This window comes from Calothrix anomala FACHB-343 (genome assembly GCF_014696435.1).
Classification (GTDB): domain Bacteria; phylum Cyanobacteriota; class Cyanobacteriia; order Cyanobacteriales; family Nostocaceae; genus Aulosira; species Aulosira anomala_A.
Genome location: NZ_JACJQG010000040.1, coordinates 1 through 23,533, shown reverse-complemented (window position 1 = coordinate 23,533; position 23,533 = coordinate 1). Strand labels below are relative to the sequence as shown.

Genomic DNA, 23,533 nt, shown 5'->3' with positions numbered 1-23,533 from the left:
GCTGGGTAATTCGCTGTCTATGATTCTGCGGCTGGTATAGGGAAAATTTCTCCAGCTAGGTAAGCGTCAAAATGTGCTTGGAAATTTAGCCAAGAAGTCATATCTTCCCCCTCTAAATATGATTTAGGGGCATCTCTGTATAAAGGCACGCGAGTATTAATTTCATCTTGCAATAATTGGGGTAAGTCAGTAAAATTATGGACTTTACTCCCAATTGCACTATAAATCAGCTGACCAGTGCGATCGCTCATTTTCATCCAAGGTAGCCACTGACCAATTCGATCCCAACTGAGTTTAAGATCGCTAACTTCTAAAATTTCAGGGTTTAATAAATCTGCGGTGGGTACAGTCAGTTTAAATAATTCTGCAGCTTGATAAGTTGCTTGGGGACTGTATTCGGCAAATTTCGGATCTGCGGCTAAGGGGTTGGGATAAGTGGGAAAGATGTCAAATACAAAGGTTGTATTTTCTCCTTCTACTTGCGCCGGAAACTTTCCCTTAAATTCACCTTGTACGGGATTATTGGCGACATGCATCACTGGTACTGTCTCCCCAGTCCAGGGATTTTCCCATTTATGCAATTTTTCACCGGTTTCTGGATCAAGGTAGTAGGTTAGTTCCCTAGAAGTAAAATCCCATTTCCCCGCTTCAGTAGCAATGCATCTACTGACACTCATGCCCAGTATTTTAAATAAAAGTTTACGTCTTTCTCCGGGAATAAAGGCGTAAATTTTACCTGCCCAAATCAGGTATGTAGATTGGTTAGAATCAAGAGATGAACGGGTTTTCACCCAATGTAGAGCATCTAATTCTTGAGTGTTGGTCACCATAGATAGCATCCTATATTAATTAATCTGGAAAATAAACTCATCTTCTGGGTACGTTAGCGCTGACTGCATCTCAAAGCTAATTACAACTGTGAAGCTTGTTCATCTTCCACAGGATTGGACATTGTTAAAGATATCGGGTTTAGGGTTTGAGGTGATGTTTCCAAGGGTGTTGGTTCAGGCGATCGCGCGATCGCCTCATCGCTGAGGTAAGATCCGACAATCTTGTCGTAGTTGGAAGCCACAGCTAAAAAAGCACCACCCAAAATATAAATAGGTAATGGTAGGCTAAATTCCTTTACCCAGTCAAACAATTCTGCCAAAGCAAACAACACAAAAAAGCAAGCTAGCCAAACTCTCATCTTGGTCTCCCTTTGCACAAGTTACTCTACTACTAGGGTAAGTTGCTTGCATGATACTTGATTTTCCCTGTAACGTGCTATTCGATTCCGATTTGATGAGTGAAATATACTTGTTTAGCTGAAAAACAGGGAAGAGAAAATCACCAAGATAGAGGTTGAGTGAGTGTTTGTCAAAATCACATAACTAAATATTAATTTTATAAACTTGGACGAAGTACAAAAATCAATGTCCGTAAATATGAGCAAAAACACGAAAGTTTATTCTCATAAAGAGTGTTTATTATTCATACCATAAATTATGCTGATGCTAAGACTTATAAAAGCATTCAAATGAAGATGACGCTTGTAAAAAATCCAAAAATACCTGCCAATTATGCCACCTTAAATTAATGCAAAATTAAGTTTAATCAATGTTATTTTGTTTTTTTATAACTCTGAATACATGGAAAACCACAGTATGAACACTTAAATATAGGCATCAAATAAACGTTTATATTTTAGGTTATATACACATAATCTTCATTACTTGGACACCTATTCAAACAGCATATCCAGGAAAATAAATTGATATAGCGAAATTCAATTCATTCCTGGTAATAGTATGAAGCAAAAACAATTGGTATCTGGCTTTGTGAATCAAGTGAGGCAGCCACTAGGAAAAGTAATTTTCACAATAGCTACTTTGCTGTCTAGCACCATTCCTGCTCATGCGGCAAATCTCAACTTTAGCTATGGTTTAGGAGTAACTCAAGAATACAAATCTGCAGCGGAAGCAGCCGCACTTTACTGGGAAGATCGTCTGACAGATGATGCTACTATTAATATCCATTTAGAGATGCCTGATGCGAGTAGCTTACCTAAAGGTGTCTTAGGAGGAGCATTACCAGCTTTTGTGAATAATATTAGTCACTTCAATTTTCAAAATGCTCTGACAAATGACCGTCTTTCGACAAATGATTTCACTGCTGTCAGCAATCTACCTAGCAAGGGTCAATCTTATTGGGAAGGTTATATCGAGGGTGAATATGCATCTTCTACTACGATTAACCTGACGCGGGCTAATGCTAAAGCATTAAAATTAATTGACGCACATAGCACCAGTTTAGATGGGGTGATTGTGATGAGCAATTTGAGTAACAGTTCTTACAGGTGGGAAAGGACACGCACAGCTACTGTAGAAACTAGCGAGTTTGATTTTACTAGTGTTCTCCTACATGAAATAGGGCACATTTTAGGTTTTGTCACTGCTTTAGATGCAGTAAACCCCACAAATCTGGGAGACCAAAATTATCTGAAAAAGTACGTTACTCCCATCAGTTTGTTTAGTAGAGATACTATAAATGCTCAGTATGCTCCTACAATGGCAACCATAGATTATGGCACTGACAACTTTTTTACCATTGATAATGGTAAAACCAACCTTGGTTTTTTATCTACTGGACAAGATACCAGTATAGTAACTCCTTGGGGTCGAGGAGATGGCTGGCAAGCTAGCCATTGGAAGTCTAATATTAATGCTTTGATGAATCCCGCCCTAGCACCAGGGCTTAGAAGAGATGCAGTTTCGCGAGATCTGACAGTTCTTGATGTCATCGGTTGGGATATAGATTCTACCCCAGATTGGTCTACTAGTTATATCGTATCTCAAGGTACTACTAATGCTAGTGCAATTGGTAATACAGCGAATACTCTCTCTCTGGATCAGATGTTTAAGCAAAGCCGTTGGGGTGGTACTACCTCTACGACTACTTTAAACCAAAATATGAATTTAACTAATTTTCTGGCACAAGAAGGATTGTTCCAAAAAGGTACTTTTTGGTCGCATATGCCGGCAGAATCAGCTTCTGTACCTGAACCTACGACAATGGCGGGGTTATTTGCATTAGGCTTGTTAGGTTTGGCTATGGGTCGTCAAAAAAAGTTTAATTAGACTGCGGGTGTTTATATCCCCGACTTTTAAAAAAAGTCGGGGATATATGAGCGAATCGAAACCCATTGGTGTCAAATTAACGTGAAACCCTTATCATAACTGGCTCCCATGCTCTGCGTGGGAGCGATGATCCTGAGGCTCCGCCTCAATTTATCAGCTTTCGAGGCAGAGCCTCGCAATATGCATTTCCAGCCGGAGGCTGGAAACGAGATAGAGAAAGGTTTTTAGCTTAAGTTGACACAGGTGATCGAAACCCTGCTAGCATGAGTAGGGTTTTTGTATAATTTTATATATTTCACAATATTGATACAGTAGATTGCAAGTTTGTGAGCTACAGATAATTTTCAGGTCATAGCAGTGCCATCTCTGCATGTGTTTTGATCGGGAGCCGCGTACAATCATATCAAAACGAACTGCTATCTTTAAAGCAGAATTTCATCTTCCTAAAGTCATAGAAGAAAAAGACGTAACTTATTACAATAGTTAAATGCTAGCTAATAAACAGCAGCTATCAAACCTCTAGATTCCTACTACTGAAAGCACTATTGTGCAGATTGATGTTATTGCAATATGACAGTTTAACAACTGGTGTCAATCTTTATGACAGCAAGTAGCAACATCTGTATTTTATCTATATCTAATGATGACGCTGTTGCAGTGAAGAGGGAAGCATGTGTGTTTCGGGAACTCCAAAATAGCAACTATGAGATCGTTCTCCCCAAGGGTACCCAAAGCCAACAGTTACACAGCGATCGCAAATTTTTCTAATTGGAATTCCTAAATTGTTGCCATAAATTTGAGTTGATGCTTTTATAGCAAAATTACAATTTGTTGACCATTAAGTAGTAAATTAATGTAATCTAAGGAAATAGGCAGCAAAAAAGTGAACTTAATTTCAATCGCGCAATAGGGTCTGGTCGCCAACAATAAAATTCTTTATTGAAAGACTAAAGATCCTAGCGATTAATAACCTGTGATTAATATTACTTACAAAGCTTAAGTAAGTAAGTCACAGGCGAATGACTATTGTATTGATTCAGAAATAATGTATGCAGTTTAGTTTTAAATTTGCATACTTTATTTGTCTGAAAAATTGGATTGTCTCAAGAAGTGTGTGGTAATACTGATAGTTTAGAGAAGCTATAAGTTTTATTGGATAAGCTCCTGCGCTTTATCCATATTTGTTTACATGATTGTGTATATTGGTATCTACCAACTAAGATTATTGACTGAAAATTCCTCAATGCATTAGCTGTTGGAGGTAAATCATGCTAGTTCGATGTCTACATTCACCAATGAGGAAATTGTCATAAAAACACTATCTATTTTTGAAAAGTTACATCTTCTGATAAGATGCTCTAATAACCAGGTACTGAAAATTTTTGTAACAAAACTAATCTCTACTAGAGATTAATGAAAGCCTAAATGGCGAAAATTTTATTAACATTATGCTTTGAGTTCTAAAAATTAGAAAAACACTTAAAAATAGAGGTTGTAGTAACATCATGTTTGTAATTAGGAGAAATATCATGCCTAAACAATTTCGCTTGGGTTAATCGAAACCCTTAAAATTCCCAAAAATCTTTGTTGTTGCTTGATGCCTTCCGATGACATCTAAAATTTCATGGTTGAGGCATAATAGCCTCTTGTGTACATTTTTGTCTTTGGGCGTGGTGGCTTATCAAACCATGCCAACTATTGGGCAAACTGTAATCAGAAATACGGCTGGTGCAGGGGCAAATGGTTTGCCAAATCAGCGCTCAAATGAAGTCAGAATAACTGCTTCTCAAGCTGCTTTAGAAATTATTAAAACAGGTGATAGAGCAGCCGCAGAACCAGGAGATACAGTCATTTATCGCCTGACAATTAGAAATACAGGTCAAGCACCTGCGAGGAATATCACAATTACAGATAGGCTACCTTTAGGATTGCGATTTATTTCTAAATCCCTGAAAGGTTCGATTGGTAATTCATCTGTATCTTTAACTGCTAATGCTGCTAATAATCGGGTGGTGACAATTTCCCTTAACTCTGCTACAGAATTACCACCCCAGGGAGTCTTAAATGTCGCTTATGCAGTGGAAGTAACGCCAGATGCAGTTAGGGGAACTGGCAGAAACTTAGCCCAAGCCCAAGCCGGAAGTTTGACAAGTAACCAAGCCAGCCATGTATTGCGCATTCGTCCGGGGATTCTCTCTGATTGCGGTACGATTATTGGGCGGGTGTTTGTCGATAAAAACTTTGACGGCGAACAGCAACCCAATGAACCCGGTGTACCCAACGCCGTAATTTACATGGATGACGGCAATCGCATTGTTACCGATGCCAATGGATTATTTTCTTTAGCAAATGTCATATCCGGCTATCGTTCAGCAACACTAGACTTGACAAGTCTGCCAGGATATGGATTGGCACCCAACAATTATTTTATTGAAAGAAATAGCCAATCACGGATGGTGAAATTAGCTCCGAGTAGTTTGGCTCGTGTCAATTTTGGGGTTACACCTGCATTTTCAGGGGGTAAACGATGATATCTCACAAAGATTTAGGTAGAGCGAGCAAAACCAGAGTGGGGATGGAAAAACAGCAATTATCGCTGTTGCGCTTGGCTGGACATACCAAGGGTAAAAGGGTGATGTTTCTGGCGTTTTTGGCATTTATCGCCCCAACTTTTTTTGGCATTAAAGCCAACAATAATCAAGTTTTGGCGACAGAACCAGAAAACAGTCAGCCACAAAATGTCACCTCTGAAGGACAAGCAGAAGTTGAGCGGGTTATTGCTCAAGCTATCTCTCCAGCTACTACACCGACGACAACAGAGCCGAGTGTAACTTCTCCCGCAACACCAGCTACCACACCACCGACAACAGAGCCAGCTACCCAAATTCCGCAAAATCCGGCTCCCATCGCTCAACCAGAAACTCTTCCTACAGAGCTAACACCGGTATCTACACCCCAGAATCCGAACCGGAAATTAAAGATTGAAATTTTACCAGTAGGTGACCCTAGAGTCCAAGCTGATGGACGCTCGACAATCAAGCTACAAGGGCAAATTACCGATGAACAAGGGCAAATAATTCCCGAAGATGTATTAGTAACTTTAACTACTAGTGCTGGTAAATTTGTCGGTGCAGATCAAGATAAAGACCAAGGCGGCTTTCAGGTACGCGCCATTGATGGGGAATTTAGTGCAACTCTGCAATCGGATATTAAACCCCAACAAGTTAGAATTAGGGCAGCTGTAGACAATATTAAAACGCGATCGCCCCAAATTACACCAAGCGAATCCACTTTTCCCCAACAAACCGACACTTCACTTATCGATAAAGTTGGGGAAGTACCAATTGAAGCTTTCACCCAAGTTGAATTTACTACCTATCTCCGTCCTTCACTCACCACCGGGATAGTTAATCTGCGCATCGGCCCTGGTGGTACTAATTATTGGGGAAGTTTCCGCGACTTTCTCAACCCCGACAGAACCGGGGGAACAGAAGTAGACTTGAGTGCGGCTGTATTTACCACTGGGAAAATTGGAGATTGGTTATTTACAGGCGCATTTAATAGCGAACGTCCCATCAACCAAGACTGCGAAGGCAGAAACCGCCTGTTTGGGGGAGTGCAATTCTGCGAACAGCAATATCCCGTCTACGGCGATAGTTCTACATTTACAGCCACTACCCCCTCTATAGATAGCTTTTATGCTCGCATCGAGCGTAGTCCCTTCATCCCCGGTGCCGATCCCGATTATTTCATGTGGGGGGACTACAACACCGAAGAATTTTCTAGACCATCCCAACTCTATACAGCCACAGCTCGTCAACTCCACGGTTTTAAAGCTAACTACAACTTCGGCCCCTTACAAATTACTGGCTTATACGCCAATAATATTGAAGGCTTCCAACGAGATACGATTGTCCCCAATGGAGTTAGCGGTAATTACTTCCTTTCTCGGCGGTTGTTAGTTCCGGGAAGTGAAACAGTTTATTTAGAAGCCGAGGAAATTAATCGTCCGGGGACAGTAGTTCAGCGCCAACAACTATTTCGCGGCCCGGATTATGAAATAGATTACGATCGCGGGACGCTGTTATTCCGTCGTCCCATCCTCGCTACAGAACTCAATCCCTTTGGGGCTACTTTGGTAAGGCGGATTGTGGTTACCTACCAAAACGAAGGCGGACAGGATTCCAAACTCTATGGTGGACGACTGCAATATAATATTTCCCAAGATTTAGAAAGAAAATCCTTTTTTGGAGCCAGTTACCTGCAAGAAGACCAGGGAAGTCAAGAATTTCGCTTATTTGGGGCTGATTTTCTTGTATCTTTAGGCGATGCGGGTAAAATTGTCGGGGAATATGCCCGTTCTAACGGTAACCTCGTGGATGGTCGAAATTTTAACGGTTCTGCATATCGTTTAGAAGCCTTTGGTAAAATTGGCGAGAGTTTCCTCGGTCAAGCTTACTACCGCGCCGTCGAACCTAATTTTAATAACAACTCCACCTTTAGCTTTACCCCCGGACAAACACGCTACGGTGCATCAGTTCTCGCCAAAATCACTGAAACCACCAGCTTTACTGTGGGTTACGACTTTGAAGAAAATTACGGAACTGCGGCGACGGGAATTAATAGCACACGCGGCTTTTTTGATTTATTCGATCCCCAACCCCAAGCGCGTCCGGGAGAAGCTGTTAATAATACTCTAAAAACCTTCCGTGCTGGGATTTTGCAAAGAATTGGGGCGGCGGATGTCAGTTTAGAATATGTCAACCGTTCCCGTGAGGATAGAGTCAGTAACCGCTTTAGTGGCGATGCAGATCAATTAGTTTCGCGGCTGAAAATTCCTTTAACTGAATCCTTAACTTTTCAAGGACAAAACGAACTCAATTTAGGTAATAGCGATCCCCTCTATCCCAACCGCACCACCTTAGGATTAGATTGGAAAGCCTATCCAGGGGTGACATTGCGGCTAGCGCACCAATTTTATGATGACAGCAGCTTAATACCTGGTAACTCTATCACTACCCTAGATACGATCCTCGATCGCAAATTGTCAGAGGATACAAGTTTGACTGGGCGTTACTCGGTGCTATCAGCCTTTAACGGCTTGCAAGGACAAGGTGCGGTGGGGTTAAATCATCGCTGGGCGATCGCGCCAGGATTGCGGGTGAATGTTGGTTACGAATACATATTTAAAAACATCTTTAACGGAACTGCGGCTGGTTCTCAATTCGGTCAATATTATGCAGTCGGACAAACAGCGTCTTCGTTAGGATTATATTCCGGTTCCGTTTATAGTCTCGGATTCGAGTACACCGATAATCCCCAATTCCAAGCCAGCACTAGGTTTGAGTATCGCGATGGGGATGAAAGCAATAATTTGGTCATCTCTGCTGCGGCTGCGGGGAAACTTTCGCCAGCGTTAACCGCTTTAGTTCGCTATCAACAAGCCGGGGAAGCTAACGTTTTTCTGCCCTCGACAGTGGGTGTGATTTCCGAAGGCGTGAGATTTCAAGAATTAGGAGACACCGCCAACCTGAAATTGGGTTTAGCCTATCGCGATCCGAGTAACGATAAATTCAACGCCTTACTTAAATATGAATGGCGACAAAATTATGATTCCATTCCCGAAACCCAATTAACAGGAAGTACAGCCACCGGACAGATTTTTTCTGCGGAAGCGATTTATGCACCTAACTGGCGCTGGGAATTTTACGGCAAATACGCCTTTAGAAATGGGGTAACTTTCTTAGATGGCGATCGCTTTGATGCGGATGTGAATTTAGCTCAGTTACGAACGACTTACAGGTTAGGTTATCGTACCGATTTAGCTGTGGAAGGGCGCTGGATTGGACAAACTTCTAATAGCGGCACGAATTACAACGAATTTGGCATAGCTGTAGAATCTGGGTATTACTTAACTCCCGATTTACGTGTGGGTTTGGGCTACAGCTTCGGTAGTGTTGATGACCAAGATTTTACTGGCTACCGTTCCCAAGGTGGTTTTTACGTCAACATTACTTTGAAACTGAATGAACTTTTGGGTGGCTTTGGCTTGCAAAAACCTGTACCCAAGCAGCAAGAAGAATCGGAAGTAGAACCAATCGCCCAGACGACATCTCAAAGTCAACTAATTAACCGTCTCAAGCAGTCACAAGCGATGAAGTAGCAGCCCAGATTCAAGGTGTATAGGAGTGAGTGATGTACAAAAAGCAAGGGAAAAATCAACCGCAGAGGACGCGGAGACAGGAGAGGTTTTTGAGATTTTCGGGTATTTTGCCGTTAACTTTTTGCCTTGTCGGTTCTGGGGTAGCTGTGAGTCAAACAGTACCTATTGCATCCGTGGCATTACGGATAGTAGTTAACAGCAATCAAGATGGTAATATTCAGCCTGACGAACAGCTAACTTTGCGGGAAGCCATTGAACTGGTAAATGGTACGCTAACAGTCGCCCAACTTAGCAGTGCGGAAAAGGCGTTAATTCAACCTTTAACTGAGGGCGGTTCGCGAATTGAGTTTAGTTTGCCCGCAAATGCTACGACAATTTTATTACAGTCTCAATTACCGGATTTGGCCAGTCCAGGGTTAGTAATTGATGGGGGGACACAACCAGGATATGATGCGACTGGTTCAGCGACAGCAGAAATTGCCATTCCCATTCCAGTAGTTGCGATCGCACCTGCACCAGATAAAGAAATTTTTCGCGGTTTAACTGTGGTAGCTGATGGTGTCACCATTCGCGGCTTGAGTCTTTATGGATTTAATGCCAGTGCCATTAAGCAGCAGTTAGGCAATATTTTAATTTACGATGGCGTGCCCAAGCCGGTAACTTTGACCACGCCACCAGGGAATATAGTAATTTCTCACCGCTTACCCCCACCCAATACCACCCAGCAGCAACCGCCTAACAGCGCGTTTCCTTTCTATAACAGAGATATACCGCCGAAAAATGTGGTAATTGAAAATAATTGGTTGGGGTTGACGACAGAAGAGAAAATGCCGGAAACTACATCAGCTTTCGGAGTTTACGTATTTAATTCCCAAGGCACAACCATTCGCCGCAACCGCATTTATTATCATGATGGTAGTGCAATTATTACCTCGGTGCGGGGTGAAAATACTTTAGTTCAAGAAAATATCATTGTCGGTAATGGGATTGCCGGGATGCCAGATGCCTTGAGAATAGAAGGTGTAGTGAATAAATCCCGCATTACCAGTAACTTAATTTGTGCTAACGACGGCGCAGGGGTGTATTTATTCAAACCTCAAGGTGATGTCCAAATCCGCGATAACCGCATTACCTACAATGGCAGAAGGTTACGCCGAGCAGCAGTATATTTGATGGGTAGCGAACATCAAGTTACAGGTAACGAAATTTCCTACCAAACCGGGCCGGGGGTAGTGGTATCAGCTTTTCCCCAAACTGAACGCAATATTATTCAAAATAACTCCTTTGCGGCGTTGGAAGGTTTGAGTATTGACCTAAATGCCCAAAGAAATTTAGATGTCAGCGATTTTCAACGGGGAGATGGGCCGAATCCTAAACGGAATTCGGGGAATCGTCGCTTAGATACGGGTAACGCCGCAATTAATGCGCCAGAATTTACCACGCGGGAATTTTTGCCCAGTGGTAACAGCGTCACTTTAGCAGGGAAAGCCGATCCAGGTTCGGAGGTGACAATTTATCGCCTGGGAGATTATCAACAAGGTAAGCAAGCAATATATGAAACTGGTTACGGTGCATTGAGTCAACCTTTAGCTAGCGCCCCTGTGGATGAGAAAGGCAGATTTAGCGTTACAGTAGCCAATGTGAAAATTGGGGATATTGTCAGCGCGATCGCCACCGATCCCAAATATGGCACATCCGAACCTGCGATCGCGGCTTTTATCGGCCCCAGAACAAATACACCAAGCTTACCACCGGCAAGTCGGCAAAATCCCATTCCCCAATGTACCTCTAGACCAGTACCACCGCCACCACCCACACCACCAACACCCACACCACCACCTACCTTAATTCCACCCACGCCATTAAGAATTCGCGCACCGAGAAACGTTCACTTTGCCTTAGATAAATCCTTTATTAGTCCGGCGAGTGCGATCGTTTTGGATCGGGTAGCTCAAGTATTGCGACAATACCCAGAGATCGTCATCGAAATCCAAGGACATACCGATCCCCGTGCCAGCAATGACTATAACATTGCCTTGGGTAGAAGAAGGGCATTATCTGTGAGAAATTACTTATTACGCCAAGGTGTAGCCCCAGAACGGATGACAATCCGCACCTTAGGGGAAACTCAGAGAGTCAGTGAAGGTAGTAGCCGTGTAGATTACGCACGCGATCGCCGTGCCGAAATCATCTACAAAGATGTCCGAGGCATAGACATCATCATTGAAGGCCAAGAACAAGACTTGCAATTAGAACCACCGCGAAGGAGATAAGGCAGAGAGGGACTCTTGTAGAGACGCGATTAATCGCGTCTACCCAATGCCCCATGCCCAATGCCCAGTTAAACATTTACATCTTGTTTTAGGAAGCCAGTAATGAAACCTTTATTGAAAAATCTAGTTCCACCCCTGAGAAGTACATTCCTCACCCTACTATTAACCGCACCCCAAATTCCTTTCGGCAGTTTTTCCCAGCAAAAAGCTGTAGCACAGAATGTCACCTGTCCAGCTAATACAAGATTAGTCAATCTCAATTGGAGTGAGTTAAATTTCCAGACTGCCAATTTCAATCAGACTTTCAATATTGGCGGTGTTAATATCAACTTCAGAATGGTAGAAAACCCACCTGGTTTTATTCGCGATCTCAGCCCTGGTACCCTTGGCCCTGTGCCTTTTGGCATCCAACCAGGCCCCTATGGTGGCATTGATAAACCATATCTCCGTTGGGGGATTGATGCTATAGGACGCGCTCAAGGTACTGCTACCTTGATTATTACTGCCGATCAACCCATTGTCTTACCATCTTCTCTACTATTTTTGGATGTAGACAGAAATCGCAGCGATGAAACAGGATTCCAGGATCAGATTACTGTTACCGCTTCTAATGCAGGTGTAAATGTCCCAGTTACCTTGGTACGTGCTAATGGTAACGTGCCTAGTGTTACCGAAGTTATTGGTAATGTAGCGCGGGGACAAAATCCGCGCGTGGAACCAGGAAATGCACCCCCTGAAAGTTCAGCTGGTAATGTCGCCGCAACATTTGCTGGCCCGGTTACTAGCGTCCAAATTGTTTACCAATCAGGGCCGCTCTTTGCACCCCCTAATCCCGGGCCGGGACAGGATGAGACAATTGGTTTAGCCACAGATATCGGCGTTTGCATACCAGGGGCTTCAATTGGTGATACTGTTTTTAATGATAATAATGGTAATAATGCTCAAGACCCTGGTGAACCAGGAATTCCCGGCGTTGGAGTGGAAATCAGAAATATTAATGGCAATGTAGTTGGCACAGCTACGACTGATAATAACGGTCAATACCGAGTTTCTAATTTACCAGCAGGTCAATACACAGCCTCAGTTCCCCAAACAGAAGTACCTAATGGATTTACCCCTACTCTGACTCAGCCTAATCCCATTACTTTAACGGCTGGGCAGAATTACGATTTAGCTGACTTTGGTTTCCGCCCACCTGCTAACAGTTCTATTGGTGATACAGTATACAACGATATTAATGGTAACCAACAACAAGATAGCAACGAACCAGGGATTTCTAATGTTACTCTTACCCTGACGCAGCCTGGGAATGATGGCATTTTGGGTAATGCTGATGATACTACCCAAAGCACTACTACCAATGCCAACGGGAACTATAATTTCAGTAATCTGACAGCAGGAAACTACAGAGTTACACTTAACCCACCCACGGAATTTCCGGAAATTACTACTGGTAATGCCCAAATAGATGTGAATTTACCAGCGAATCAATCCAGGACAGATGTAGACTTTGGTTTGCGGCGTCCAGCTACTGGCGTTCCCGGTTCAATTGGCGATACTGTATACAATGATATCGATGGCGACGGTCAACAAGATGCCAACGAACCAGGGATTCCTAATGTCACCCTGACCTTAACGCAGCCGGGGAATGATGGGATTTTGGGTAATGATGATGATACTACCCAAACCACCACTACTAATGCTAACGGAATCTATAACTTTAATAATCTCCAGGCAGGAAACTACAGAGTTACACTCACCCCACCTACGGAATTTCCGGAAATTACAACTGGTAATGCCCAAATAGATGTGAATTTACCAGTCAATCAATCCAGGACAGACGTAGACTTTGGTTTACGGCGTCCGGTAACTGGTAATAGTTCGGTTGGCGATACGGTATACAACGATATCAACGGTAATAAACAACAAGATAGCAACGAACCAGGGATTGCTAATGTTACGCTTAACCTAACACTGCCGGGGAATGATGGGATTGTGGGTAATGATGATGATACTACCCGAACTACTACTACCAATGGCACCGGGAATTATATCTTTAATAATCTCCCGGCGGGTAACTACAGAGTTTCACTGATTACACCAGACGATTTTAGCGAAATTACTACCGGGAATCCCCAAGTTGATGTGACGCTACAGGCGAATCAATCAAGGACAGACGTAGATTTTGGTTTGCGGAATCCGGTTGCTGGTAATGGTTCGATTGGTGATACTGTATACAATGATCTTAATGGCAATGCTCAACAAGATGCCAACGAACCAGGGATTGCTAATGTGACTGTAAACTTGAGACTTCCGGGGAATGATGGGATTTTGGGTAATGCTGATGATACTACGCAAACAACCACTACTAATGGTAACGGAAATTACAACTTCAACGAGTTGCCAGCTGGTAACTACAGAGTTACAGTAATTGAGCCTGAAGAGTTCCCACAAATTACCACTGGGAATCCACAAGTAGATGTGACACTACAAGCAAATCAATCAAGGACAGATGTAGATTTTGGTTTCCGCCGTCCTGGTACTGGTGCGGGTGGCGATGGTAATATCTTTTTGGTGAAGCGAATTACTGCGATCGCTAGAGCAAATGCTCCTACTACTCAATTCAATACTTTTGTTGATGACCCCAATGATGACAATGATAATACATTCAACCCGATTGCGGTTGGTGTATTTGACGTATCACCAAACGGGCAAAATGGTGGTGGAGTTGTGCAAAGCGGTGACGAAGTAGAGTACACAATTTATTTCCGCACCGAACAGTCATTAGAAAATATCAATGTGTGTGACTTGATTCCTACAGGTACTACCTATGTACCTAACAGTATTTCCGTCACAGGTGGCGGTACTGGCGCAGATCAAGGAAGATTCTTCCCCGCGTTAACACCGATAGAACAAATTCCCGAAAGTAATGCGTGCGAAAATCGCAATAATCCTAACGGGACAGTAATTGTCAAATTAGGCAATATTCCTACCACCCAATCGGGCTTTGTGCGCTTCCGCGTCAGAATTAATTAAAATATTAATGGTCAGTTGTCAGTGGTCAGTTGTCAGTTGTTTTGATGACTGACTACTGACTGCTGATATACGGGGATTTGTCTGTTATACCAATTCTCAAAAATTCAGCAACAGATGTAAATTCGGGAATTCTTGTTACATTTGGCTTTCTTAATTTTGAGTTTTGAATTGGTATCACCTGGTTAGGAAATTAAGGGATTATGCGAAAAATAAGGTTATTTATCGCTGCTAGTCTTGATGGATATATTGCCAGAAAATCAGGAGATATTGATTGGCTATTTACAGATGGGGATTACGGCTACACCGAGTTTTTCAACCAAATTGCTACAGTCTTGATGGGGAATAAAACTTATCAAAAAATCCAGAGTTTTGGTGAATATCCATACCCAGGTAAAAAATCTTTTGTTTTTTCCCATAAATTGCAAGGTACAACTGACGACAACGTAGAATTTGTTGGCGGCGATTTGCAGGAATTTATCAACAATTTGCGTCAAGCTAGTGGGGATGATATTTGGTTAGTTGGGGGAGGAGAGATAATTAAATATTTCCTATCTCACGGTTTAATTGATGAGTTAATTCTCTCAATTCATCCGATTATTTTGGGTGATGGTATTCCTCTGATTGAGAAAGATTCTAGTTTGGAAACTTTATTAGAGTTAACAAATGTCAAAACTTATGAATCAGGGTTAGTGCAAGTTTTTTATAATTTGAAAACCAATAATTGTTAAAAATTAAATAATTATTTAGGTGGGTATTGCTGTCCGTACAATAATAGGGCATGGCAATACCATGCCCCTACCCATTTGTTACATTGTTTTTTCTATATCTCGTTTCCAGTCTCCTTTTGAAATGCGGATTTTTGTGCTGCTTGCCTCGTCTGCTGATAAATTGAGGCAGAGCCTCATAAATCTAATACCAATTCAAAATTCAAAATTCAAAATTAAGAATCCAGACAGAACAAGGCGTTGAGGTTGTGTATCTGTCGCATTCTTTTTTCAAATTGGTATAAGCTCCCACGCAGAGCATGGGAGCTAGATGGAATCAGGGTTTCACATTAAGTTGACATCTATGGGTAATGCCATACCCCTACCAATCTGTTTTTTAAATTGGTATCAGATTATGAAATTACCACCAAATCCGATTACCGTTTTCGTCAACTCTGGCTTGGCGAATTACATCAGAAATTTCTTCAGCGTCTTTAACATGGTGAAGTGCTTTCTGTTCACCATCTGGATAGTCAACCACAAAATAAGTGGGAACTGTAATATGATCTCCGGTTATGTCTGGTGAATCTACAGCTATTTGTTTAGCTTTCTCTTCAACTGATTGGGGTTCGTCAGCTATTCTATCTCCAGGGTTGGCGGTTAATTTTCTTTCTTTAACGTTGGGTTCGTCTTGACTATGCCAATCTTTACTTACTGGTTGGTTAATTTGCTCTTTAGGTTCGTTAGTCATAGCTATTGTGGGAATTTAAATCTTGCATTTACTAACATCAATTTAGAAAATAAAAGTCCTAAAGAGTTCTTTCTCTAGAGAGAGTTTCTATTTATCAATAAATAGGTGGATGTCTGAGGTTAGATATTGATTCAATCTTTAAATAAGCTCGTCTGGCTGTAGAAATAGTTGTACATTTCTTGCGAAATAACTTCTTGATGTTTTGCACAAGAAAACCACATAACAATTCAAAATTCAAAATTCAAAATTCAAAAATAAGGGCGGGGAAACCAACATAAGGGCGGGGTTTCCCCGCCCCTACGACAATGTTAATTGTGTATGGAAACGCCGATTGCGATGACAAATGACAAATGACAATTGTACAGACAAGGGTTCATCGCGTCTCTGACAACTGACTATTAATTAGCTTCTATCTGTTTGACGGCGTTTTCGGCTTTTTGCGCTAGCTCTTGGTTTCCTTCTTGTTTAAATAGTGTGGATGCTTTGCGTAAATCAGCGATCGCAGCTGGTTTATTTTTTAAGGCATAATTGGTAAGACCGCGAAAATAATGAGCGTAGGCAATATTCGGCGAAATTTCGAGGGCTGTGTCAAAATCTGTCTTAGCAGATGGGAATTGCTCTAATAAGAACCTAGCAGCGCCTCTTCCTACATAAGCTGAGGTATTTTTTGGTTCTAGCTTCAGCGCTTCGTTAAAATCTTCAATCGCACCGGAAAAGTTTTTGGCTTGGAATTTATCAATCCCCCGTTTCAGGTAGCTGGCGACTGTGCTGTTACTTGCAGGTGGTGTGGTGGGAGTTTGGGCAATAATGGTTTGTGTTGGTTGTGTGGGGGATAAATTTTTGGCTTCAGCTTGGGAAGCGATCGCGAATGTTCCCCATGTTCCGAATGTTAAAATTGCAGCTGCAAATTTTAAACCTTTCATCGTTAAATCTCCTCAACTGTGAATACCGATACTGCAAGTGAATTTACTTGCGCCTCACTTTTAATTATCCCCTAGCTTTCTTTCTGGTGTCGCCGCACTATTGTTATCTACTGGAGCTATGTTACATAATTGTTGGGCGATATCTTGGCGAATCTGCTTGAGTTCATCAGATGGTTCCGATACAGAGTAAGCTTGTTGTAAGACATCTGACCATAACTGCTGATGAGCAAAATACTTAGCTTTGGCTAAAGCGATCGCTTCTTTGTTGGCTTTTTTGGTTTGTAGTTCGGTTTCTAGCGTCTGCAATTCTTTAGTAATGCGATCGCGTTTTTGGCTATCCATCAACTGAAATGAGACAAACATCGTCGGATTCGTACCGCGATACACCGTCCATTCATAGATTTGCCCTGGTTGCAGTTTTTTGCCTGTATAATTTACACTCTGCTGCGCTTCTACAGATTGACTCCATAAATTATCTGTGTCGCTACCACGAATGCGTAAACCGATAGTTTGAATATTACCTTGCCAAATGAATAAAGGGCGATCGCTCCAAGTTTGCGTTATCTCTCCCTGTACCCCTGGCGAAATTGGGCAAAAATTCCCCCTAGCAGCTGTACGTCTGCGCCTTCGCTGAAATAAATTATTAATATTCAACACTTCTCGCCAAGACGTTGTTTGCACTACTTCACTACTCAATGCTGTTTGTGGAGAAATCACCACATCTGGAAAAGTTACCATGCTGCTAGCAGTGAGTAATAGTAAACAAAACTTAACTACGGAAGCTTTTTTGGTGTTATTTTTTAATGACTGAATTCCAATATCTCTGGTAATGCCGGAATTAGGTAATAAACTCTGTGTAATTGCTATTAAAGAATGTAATAAATTATTTTTAGACATCAAGATTTTTCTCCTCAATCAAAGTAGAATGGCAATCTTAAAAGGTTATTGAAAGTCAAACCTCCTCAGATATAAATCTGCAATCTTTCTTAATTTTTACGCAACGAAGCAGGTAATTTCTGCTTATACCATCGCCTCGTGTTTTGACGTTTAATTAGTGGTAAGTGTGTCCAAGTTAGGAAATTTGTTAGAGACGCGATTCATCGCGTCTGTACAATTGTTAGAGGTGAAGGGATTGTTGACGGTTGACTGTAATTAAGACAGATTTAGCTGACATTTTGCCGAAATCGAAATCCGCCGTCACCCTATAAGGGTGCGGCTAATTGTACCAAGCCTGCTTTTGCAGGCTTTGTAAACATAGCCCCAGGCTTTTAGCCTGCGGGCGTTTTTTCGGGTATGCGGGAGAAATATTGTCTAATACCCACAGCTAAGAAACAACGTTAGGATACTTATTGAATTGCTACTCATTCAATAGGAATTAGCTATGAGCCAACTGGAGAAAGTTCAAGCTGAGTACGAGAATTTTACCGCACAATTTGAAAGTGTTATTATTAGCACCGTGAGTGAGGCAGGAATACCTAACGCTAGTTATGCGCCCTTTGTCATGGATAATGCTCACAATATTTATATTTACGTTAGCGGGTTAGCGACGCACACGAAAAATATTTATGCCAATCCTCATGTTTGTGTTTTATTTATTGAGGATGAAAGCCAGACGCATCAAATTTTTACTCGTCGGCGTTTAAGTTTTGATTGCAAAGCCAGTTTAATTGAACGGGAAACAGAACAATGGAATCACATTGTTGAGCAATTTCAACAGCGATTTGGAGAAATCATTGAAGTGTTGCGCAGCTTAAATGACTTTCGGATTTTTCAGTTAACCCCAAGTGAAGGGCGTTTCGTCGTCGGGTTTGGCGCAGCTTATCATATCAGTGGCGATAACCTGCAGCAACTTGTGCAGATTACTAGGGGCTAGAGATTAGGTTGTGCAAGTTACTCTGAGGGTATGTAGGAAAGTAAAACGGTAATTGCACCTAACTATATTAAGAAACATAATCAGCTGGAAACTCTTACCAATGACAAATGACAAATGACAAATGACAAATGACAGCCTTAACCAGCTATCTTTAATTGCGCCGCTCTACTTAATTCATAATTCATAATTCATAATTAATTTTATGCTTCAGTTTCAACCTTCTGGCTTTGGGCACAAAGTTATTCATACTTCATTGGGTGCAATGGTTTACTATACTCAAACAACTGCACCTTGGGCGATCGCTGATACAGTTGATTTACCCCCTTTACTGTTTCTGCATAACTTTGGCGGGGGTGCGTCAGCTTACGAATGGTCTAAAGTATATCCGGCTTTTGCTTCTAGTTACCGGATATTAGCGCCTGATTTAATTGGGTGGGGAGATTCTGCCCATCCTGTATGGGATTATCAAATTAAAGATTATCTGAATGCGATCGCGGAATTTATCGCTAAAACTTGTCGTCAACCTGTCAAAGTTGTCGCTTCTTCCTTAACAGCCGCTTTTACTCTCCGCTTGGCTATTACTCAACCAGAATTATTCGATTCTTTATTTTTAGTTTGTCCTTCCGGTTTTGATGACTTTGGGCAAGGTTCAGGACGGAGATTGCCTTTATCAGTTATCAATACACCATTGTTGGATAATTTAATTTATGCCATTGGTGCAGAAAATGAATTTGCAGTGCGAAATTTTCTGCAAAGTTTTTTGTTTGCCAAGCCAGAACGAGTTACGCCAGAAATGGTGCAAGCTTATTTAGCCTCTGCCCAACAGCCAAATGCTAAATTTTCCGCCTTGGCATTTTTGCGAGGAGACTTGTATTTTGATTTAAGCTTATATATTCAGCAATTGAAAACTCCCACAACATTTTTTTGGGGAGAAAAAGCACAATTTACCAATATTAAATTAGGTAGAAGATTAGCTAATTTAAATTATGGGGCAATTCGCAAATTTTATGAGATTGGCGATACGGGCATATTACCCCATCTAGAAATGCCAGAAGTATTTATTGGGTTGTTACAGCGACATTTAAAATGAGCGATCGCTGTTTTTGAGGATAATTCCTAACTGGCTCCCATGCTCTGCGTGGGAGCGATGATCTGTGGGCTGCTGCCTCAATTTATTCAGAAGACGAGGCAGAGCCTCGCAATACGCATTTCCAGCCGGAGGCTGGAAACGAGATAGAGAAAAGTTTTGAGCTTAAGTTGACACCAATGACTGATGCCGTGCCCCTACAGCGTGGTCTATTTACAGGAAGATGCTGTAAATAAATTGGGTACTTTATTCTCTGGAAGTCCCTTGACCAAATTCCGGTGGCAGACTGCTCAGTTGATTATTGTCGAGGTAGAGCTTCTGCAAGTTGATTAGTTGACCAATTTCCGCTGGCAGACTGCTCAGTTGATTACTCTCGAGGTAGAGCTTCTGCAAGTTGATTAGTTGACCAAATTCCGGTGGCAGACTGCTCAGTTGATTATTGTTGAGGTCGAGGTCTTCCAAATTGAGCAGTTGACCAAATTCCGCCGGCAGACTGCTCAGTTGATTACTCTCGAGGAAGAGCGTTTGCAAGTTGAGCAGTTGACCAAATTCTGCTGGCAGACTGCTCAGTTGATTATTGTCGAGGTAGAGCTTATGCAAGTTGATTAGTTGACCAAATTCTGCTGGCAGACTGCTCAGTTGATTATTGTCGAGGTGGAGCGTTTGCAAGTTGAGCAGTTGACCAATTTCCGCTGGCAGACTGCTCAGTTGATTGAAGCTGAGTCCGAGCGTTTGCAAGTTGAGCAGTTGACCAATTTCCGCTGGCAGACTGCTCAGTTGATTGAAGCTGAGGTAGAGGGATTGCAAGTTGAGCAGTTGTCCGAATTCCGCTGGCAGACTACTAAGTTGATTATTGCTGAGGTGGAGCGATCGCAAGTTGAGCAGTTGGACAAATTCCACTGGCAGACTGCTCAGTTGATTATCGCTGAGGTAGAGGGATTGCAAGTTGAGCAGTTGTCCGAATTCCGGTGGCAGACTACTAAGTTGATTATTGTTGAGATAGAGCGATCGCAAGTTGAGCAGTTGTCCGATTTCACTTGGCAGACTGCTCAGTTGATTCTCGTCGAGGCAGAGAAGTTCCAAGTTGAGCAGTTGTCCAATTTCACTTGGCAGACTGCTCAGTTGATTTTCGTAGAGGTAGAGCGATCGCAAATTGAGCAGTTGTCCAATTTCCACTGGCAGACTGCTCAGTGGATTATTACTGAGGTGGAGCGATCGCAAGTTGACTAGTTGTCCAATTTCCACTGGCAGACTGCTCAGTTGATTACTGTAGAGGTGGAGCGTTTGCAAGTTGAGTAGTTGGACAATTTCACTTGGTAGACTGCTTAGTTGATTATGTTCGAGATCAAGGTTTTGCAAGTTGAGCAGTTGGACAAATTCCGGTGGCAGACTGCTCAGTTGATTAATGTTGAGGTTGAGGGTTTGTAAGTTAACCAGTTGCCCAAATTCCGCTGGCAAACTACTGAGTTGATTGTAGCTAAGGTCGAGGGTTTGCAAATTGACCAGTTGACCAAATTCCGCTGGCAGACTGCTCAGTTGATTATTGCTGAGGTTGAGAGTTTGCAAGTTGAGCAGTTGGACAATTTCAGGTGGTAAAGCCGTCAAATTGTTACCAGAGAGGTCGAGTTCCGTTACACTATCTTTAGCGGCTTGTGCAATTACATGTAGTAATTCTTGCTCGTTCATAAGGGAAATTACTCAACTATTAGCCAAATAATATCAAGGTATTCTCAATTGCACGATTTGTGATATTTTTGCGAATTCCCATGATGGCGTTGGCAAATAAAATAGACATGTAGGGGCATCAGCACTGCTGTGCCCCGATAATTATCTGTACCTCACCAGCTTGCAATCTGCTGTATATTTTTTATCTTTCGTTTCCTTGTGATAGCAATTTAAATAATGTTGGCGCATCGACATATTCTAGAGGGCATGGCAGTGCCAATGCCCCTACCCATTTGTGATATTTTTGCGAATTGCTCTGATGGCGTTGGGAAATAAAATAGACATGTAGGGGCATCAGCACTGCTGTGCCCCGATAATTATCTGTACCTCGCCAGCTTGCAATTTGCTGTATATTTTTTATCTTTCGCTTCTTTGTGATAGCAATTTAAATAATGTTGGCGCATCGACATATTCTAGAGGGCATGGCAGTGCCAATGCCCCTACCCATTTGTGATATTTTTGCGAATTGCCATGATGGCGTTGGCAAATAAAATAGACATGTAGGGGCATCAGCACTGCTGTGCCCCGATAATTATCTGTACCTCACCAGCTTGCAATCTGCTGTATATTTTTTATCTTTCGTTTCCTTGTGATAGCAATTTAAATAATGTTGGCGCATCGACATATTCTAGAGGGCATGGCAGTGCCAATGCCCCTACCCATTTGTGATATTTTTCCAAATTGGTATTATTCTGTCGGGAAATAAATTCCCTGGCTACGATATTGAAGCCAATCAACACAACGTTGACGACAATCAACACAACGTTGACGCGAATCAACACAACATTGAAAGCAATCAACACAACGTTGACGACAATCAACACAACATTGAAAGCAATCAACACAACGTTGACGCGAATCAACACAACATTGAAAGCAATCAATATAACATTGACGACAATCAACACAACATTGAAAGCAATCAACACAACGTTGACGACAATATTTTACAGATGATACTGAGAAAAATTTCCGTATAAATCAGTAAAAATAATCAGATTAATGACAATTGGCGATGAATTTTCCGAATAATTTCTCATGGAGATTTAGCCTTGGCTTGGCTAGATTATACGCAGTAATTCTCTGATTATCTTCAGGAGCGCATCTTCATGGTAAGACCAAAACGCAGTTCACCTACTCTGGAAAAAGCTTTACGGCGAGTAGCGGGAATGCGCTGGATTAGTCCGACACTAGACTTTGGCAGGGGATTGAATTTAACAGAATACGACAGCCGGATTCAAACGTTGCAAACCGAACTATCAAATTACAATAATTTACTCTCTAGCCTAGATGAAATGGCAATTCGTATCGCTGAAATTGAGGAAGATTTAAGCACTTATTCAGAAAAGATGTTAATGAGTGTAGGCAGCAATTATGGTAAAGATAGCGCGGAATATGCCCAGGCGGGAGGTAAGCGGCGCAAGAGTTCATCACGCCGTTCTCAAACAGCGCCATCTCCTGCTGAGATTATGGTAACTACACCTTTAAATGGTGCAAATAACAATGGTAAGCACAACCCTGTTGTTTTACCTTAATCGGTTAATTACATAATACTGGCGATCGCTCTTTTCTTTGGTAATAACATAGAGCGATCGCCGCAATACATCAATATATTTTAGAAGGCATGGCAATGTCATGCCCCTCTATTTGTATCTCGTTTCCAGCCTCCGGCTGGAAATGCGTATTGCGAGGCTCCGCCTCGGAAGCTGATAAATTGAGGCGGAGCCTCAGGATCATCGGGGAGCATCCCAATTTTGACGCAATACCCTTCTAGGGTATTGCTATACCAACAAAGCCTGCCTTCGCAGGCTAAAAGTTTGATAGCCTGCGAAGGCAGGCTTCGTATTTCTAGCCCCACCCTTATAGGGTGAGGGCGTTT

General features: G+C 42.1%; 17 protein-coding genes. 10 read left to right on the top strand and 7 right to left on the bottom strand.

Features of this window, described 5'->3' with window-relative positions; translation table 11 throughout:
* Positions 1 to 17 precede the first annotated feature (17 nt).
* Together H6G08_RS21675 and H6G08_RS21670 are read right to left on the bottom strand one after the other, a co-directional pair.
* A complete protein-coding gene (locus H6G08_RS21675; protein ID WP_190546649.1) occupies positions 18 to 830 on the bottom strand; it encodes a DUF1838 domain-containing protein in 813 nt (270 codons plus the stop codon).
* Positions 831 to 910: 80 nt separating this feature from the next.
* Positions 911 to 1,189, bottom strand: coding sequence for a hypothetical protein (locus H6G08_RS21670; protein WP_190546647.1), 279 nt, complete (start codon positions 1,187 to 1,189; stop codon positions 911 to 913).
* A 601-nt stretch (positions 1,190 to 1,790) separates the two neighbouring features.
* Between H6G08_RS21670 and H6G08_RS21665 the strand changes: the two genes are divergently transcribed.
* The 7 genes from H6G08_RS21665 (at position 1,791) to H6G08_RS21635 (ending at position 15,319) form a co-directional block, all read left to right on the top strand.
* A complete protein-coding gene (locus H6G08_RS21665; protein ID WP_190546645.1) occupies positions 1,791 to 3,119 on the top strand; it encodes an NF038122 family metalloprotease in 1,329 nt (442 codons plus the stop codon).
* Between the two features lie 600 nt (positions 3,120 to 3,719).
* Positions 3,720 to 3,887, top strand: coding sequence for a hypothetical protein (locus H6G08_RS21660; RefSeq protein ID WP_190546643.1), 168 nt, complete (start codon positions 3,720 to 3,722; stop codon positions 3,885 to 3,887).
* Between the two features lie 839 nt (positions 3,888 to 4,726).
* A complete protein-coding gene (locus tag H6G08_RS21655) occupies positions 4,727 to 5,650 on the top strand; it encodes a DUF11 domain-containing protein (protein WP_190546641.1) in 924 nt (307 codons plus the stop codon).
* The gene (locus H6G08_RS21650) at positions 5,647 to 9,282 is read left to right on the top strand and encodes a hypothetical protein (RefSeq protein WP_242046229.1); all 3,636 of its coding nucleotides are present in this window, start codon (positions 5,647 to 5,649) and stop codon (positions 9,280 to 9,282) included. Before H6G08_RS21655 ends, H6G08_RS21650 begins: the two co-directional genes overlap by 4 nt.
* A 32-nt stretch (positions 9,283 to 9,314) precedes the next feature.
* Positions 9,315 to 11,555, top strand: a complete 2,241-nt coding sequence (locus H6G08_RS21645; RefSeq protein WP_190546639.1) for an OmpA family protein — start codon at positions 9,315 to 9,317, stop codon at positions 11,553 to 11,555.
* Positions 11,556 to 11,657: 102 nt separating this feature from the next.
* On the top strand, positions 11,658 to 14,591 hold the full coding sequence (locus H6G08_RS21640; RefSeq protein WP_190546638.1) for an SdrD B-like domain-containing protein: 2,934 nt from the start codon (positions 11,658 to 11,660) through the stop codon (positions 14,589 to 14,591).
* A gap of 200 nt (positions 14,592 to 14,791) precedes the next feature.
* Positions 14,792 to 15,319 carry a dihydrofolate reductase family protein gene (locus tag H6G08_RS21635; RefSeq protein WP_190546636.1) on the top strand — a complete coding sequence of 176 codons (528 nt, stop codon included), beginning with the start codon at positions 14,792 to 14,794 and terminating at the stop codon, positions 15,317 to 15,319.
* A 397-nt stretch (positions 15,320 to 15,716) separates the two neighbouring features.
* On the opposite strand, the gene H6G08_RS21630 is transcribed toward H6G08_RS21635, so the two are convergent.
* From H6G08_RS21630 to H6G08_RS21620, 3 genes are all read right to left on the bottom strand, one after another.
* Positions 15,717 to 16,046, bottom strand: coding sequence for a hypothetical protein (locus tag H6G08_RS21630; RefSeq protein ID WP_190546634.1), 330 nt, complete (start codon positions 16,044 to 16,046; stop codon positions 15,717 to 15,719).
* A 398-nt stretch (positions 16,047 to 16,444) separates the two neighbouring features.
* The gene (locus tag H6G08_RS21625) at positions 16,445 to 16,969 is read right to left on the bottom strand and encodes a tetratricopeptide repeat protein (RefSeq protein ID WP_190546632.1); all 525 of its coding nucleotides are present in this window, start codon (positions 16,967 to 16,969) and stop codon (positions 16,445 to 16,447) included.
* A gap of 60 nt (positions 16,970 to 17,029) precedes the next feature.
* Positions 17,030 to 17,866 carry a hypothetical protein gene (locus tag H6G08_RS21620; protein ID WP_190546630.1) on the bottom strand — a complete coding sequence of 279 codons (837 nt, stop codon included), beginning with the start codon at positions 17,864 to 17,866 and terminating at the stop codon, positions 17,030 to 17,032.
* Positions 17,867 to 18,350: 484 nt separating this feature from the next.
* Here H6G08_RS21620 and H6G08_RS21615 point away from each other — a divergent pair, with 484 nt between their 5' ends.
* Both H6G08_RS21615 and H6G08_RS21610 read left to right on the top strand, forming a co-directional pair.
* Positions 18,351 to 18,842: a HugZ family pyridoxamine 5'-phosphate oxidase gene (locus tag H6G08_RS21615; RefSeq protein ID WP_190546628.1), complete on the top strand. Its 492-nt coding sequence runs from the start codon at positions 18,351 to 18,353 to the stop codon at positions 18,840 to 18,842.
* 202 nt (positions 18,843 to 19,044) lie between these two features.
* Positions 19,045 to 19,932, top strand: coding sequence for an alpha/beta fold hydrolase (locus H6G08_RS21610; RefSeq protein WP_190546626.1), 888 nt, complete (start codon positions 19,045 to 19,047; stop codon positions 19,930 to 19,932).
* Between the two features lie 243 nt (positions 19,933 to 20,175).
* Here H6G08_RS21610 and H6G08_RS21605 read toward each other — a convergent pair whose 3' ends face one another.
* On the bottom strand, positions 20,176 to 21,615 hold the full coding sequence (locus H6G08_RS21605) for a leucine-rich repeat domain-containing protein (protein ID WP_190546624.1): 1,440 nt from the start codon (positions 21,613 to 21,615) through the stop codon (positions 20,176 to 20,178).
* Between the two features lie 611 nt (positions 21,616 to 22,226).
* Positions 22,227 to 22,583: a hypothetical protein gene (locus tag H6G08_RS21600; protein WP_190546623.1), complete on the bottom strand. Its 357-nt coding sequence runs from the start codon at positions 22,581 to 22,583 to the stop codon at positions 22,227 to 22,229.
* A gap of 180 nt (positions 22,584 to 22,763) precedes the next feature.
* Here H6G08_RS21600 and H6G08_RS21595 point away from each other — a divergent pair, with 180 nt between their 5' ends.
* Positions 22,764 to 23,189: a hypothetical protein gene (locus H6G08_RS21595; protein ID WP_190546621.1), complete on the top strand. Its 426-nt coding sequence runs from the start codon at positions 22,764 to 22,766 to the stop codon at positions 23,187 to 23,189.
* Positions 23,190 to 23,533: the final 344 nt, after the last annotated feature.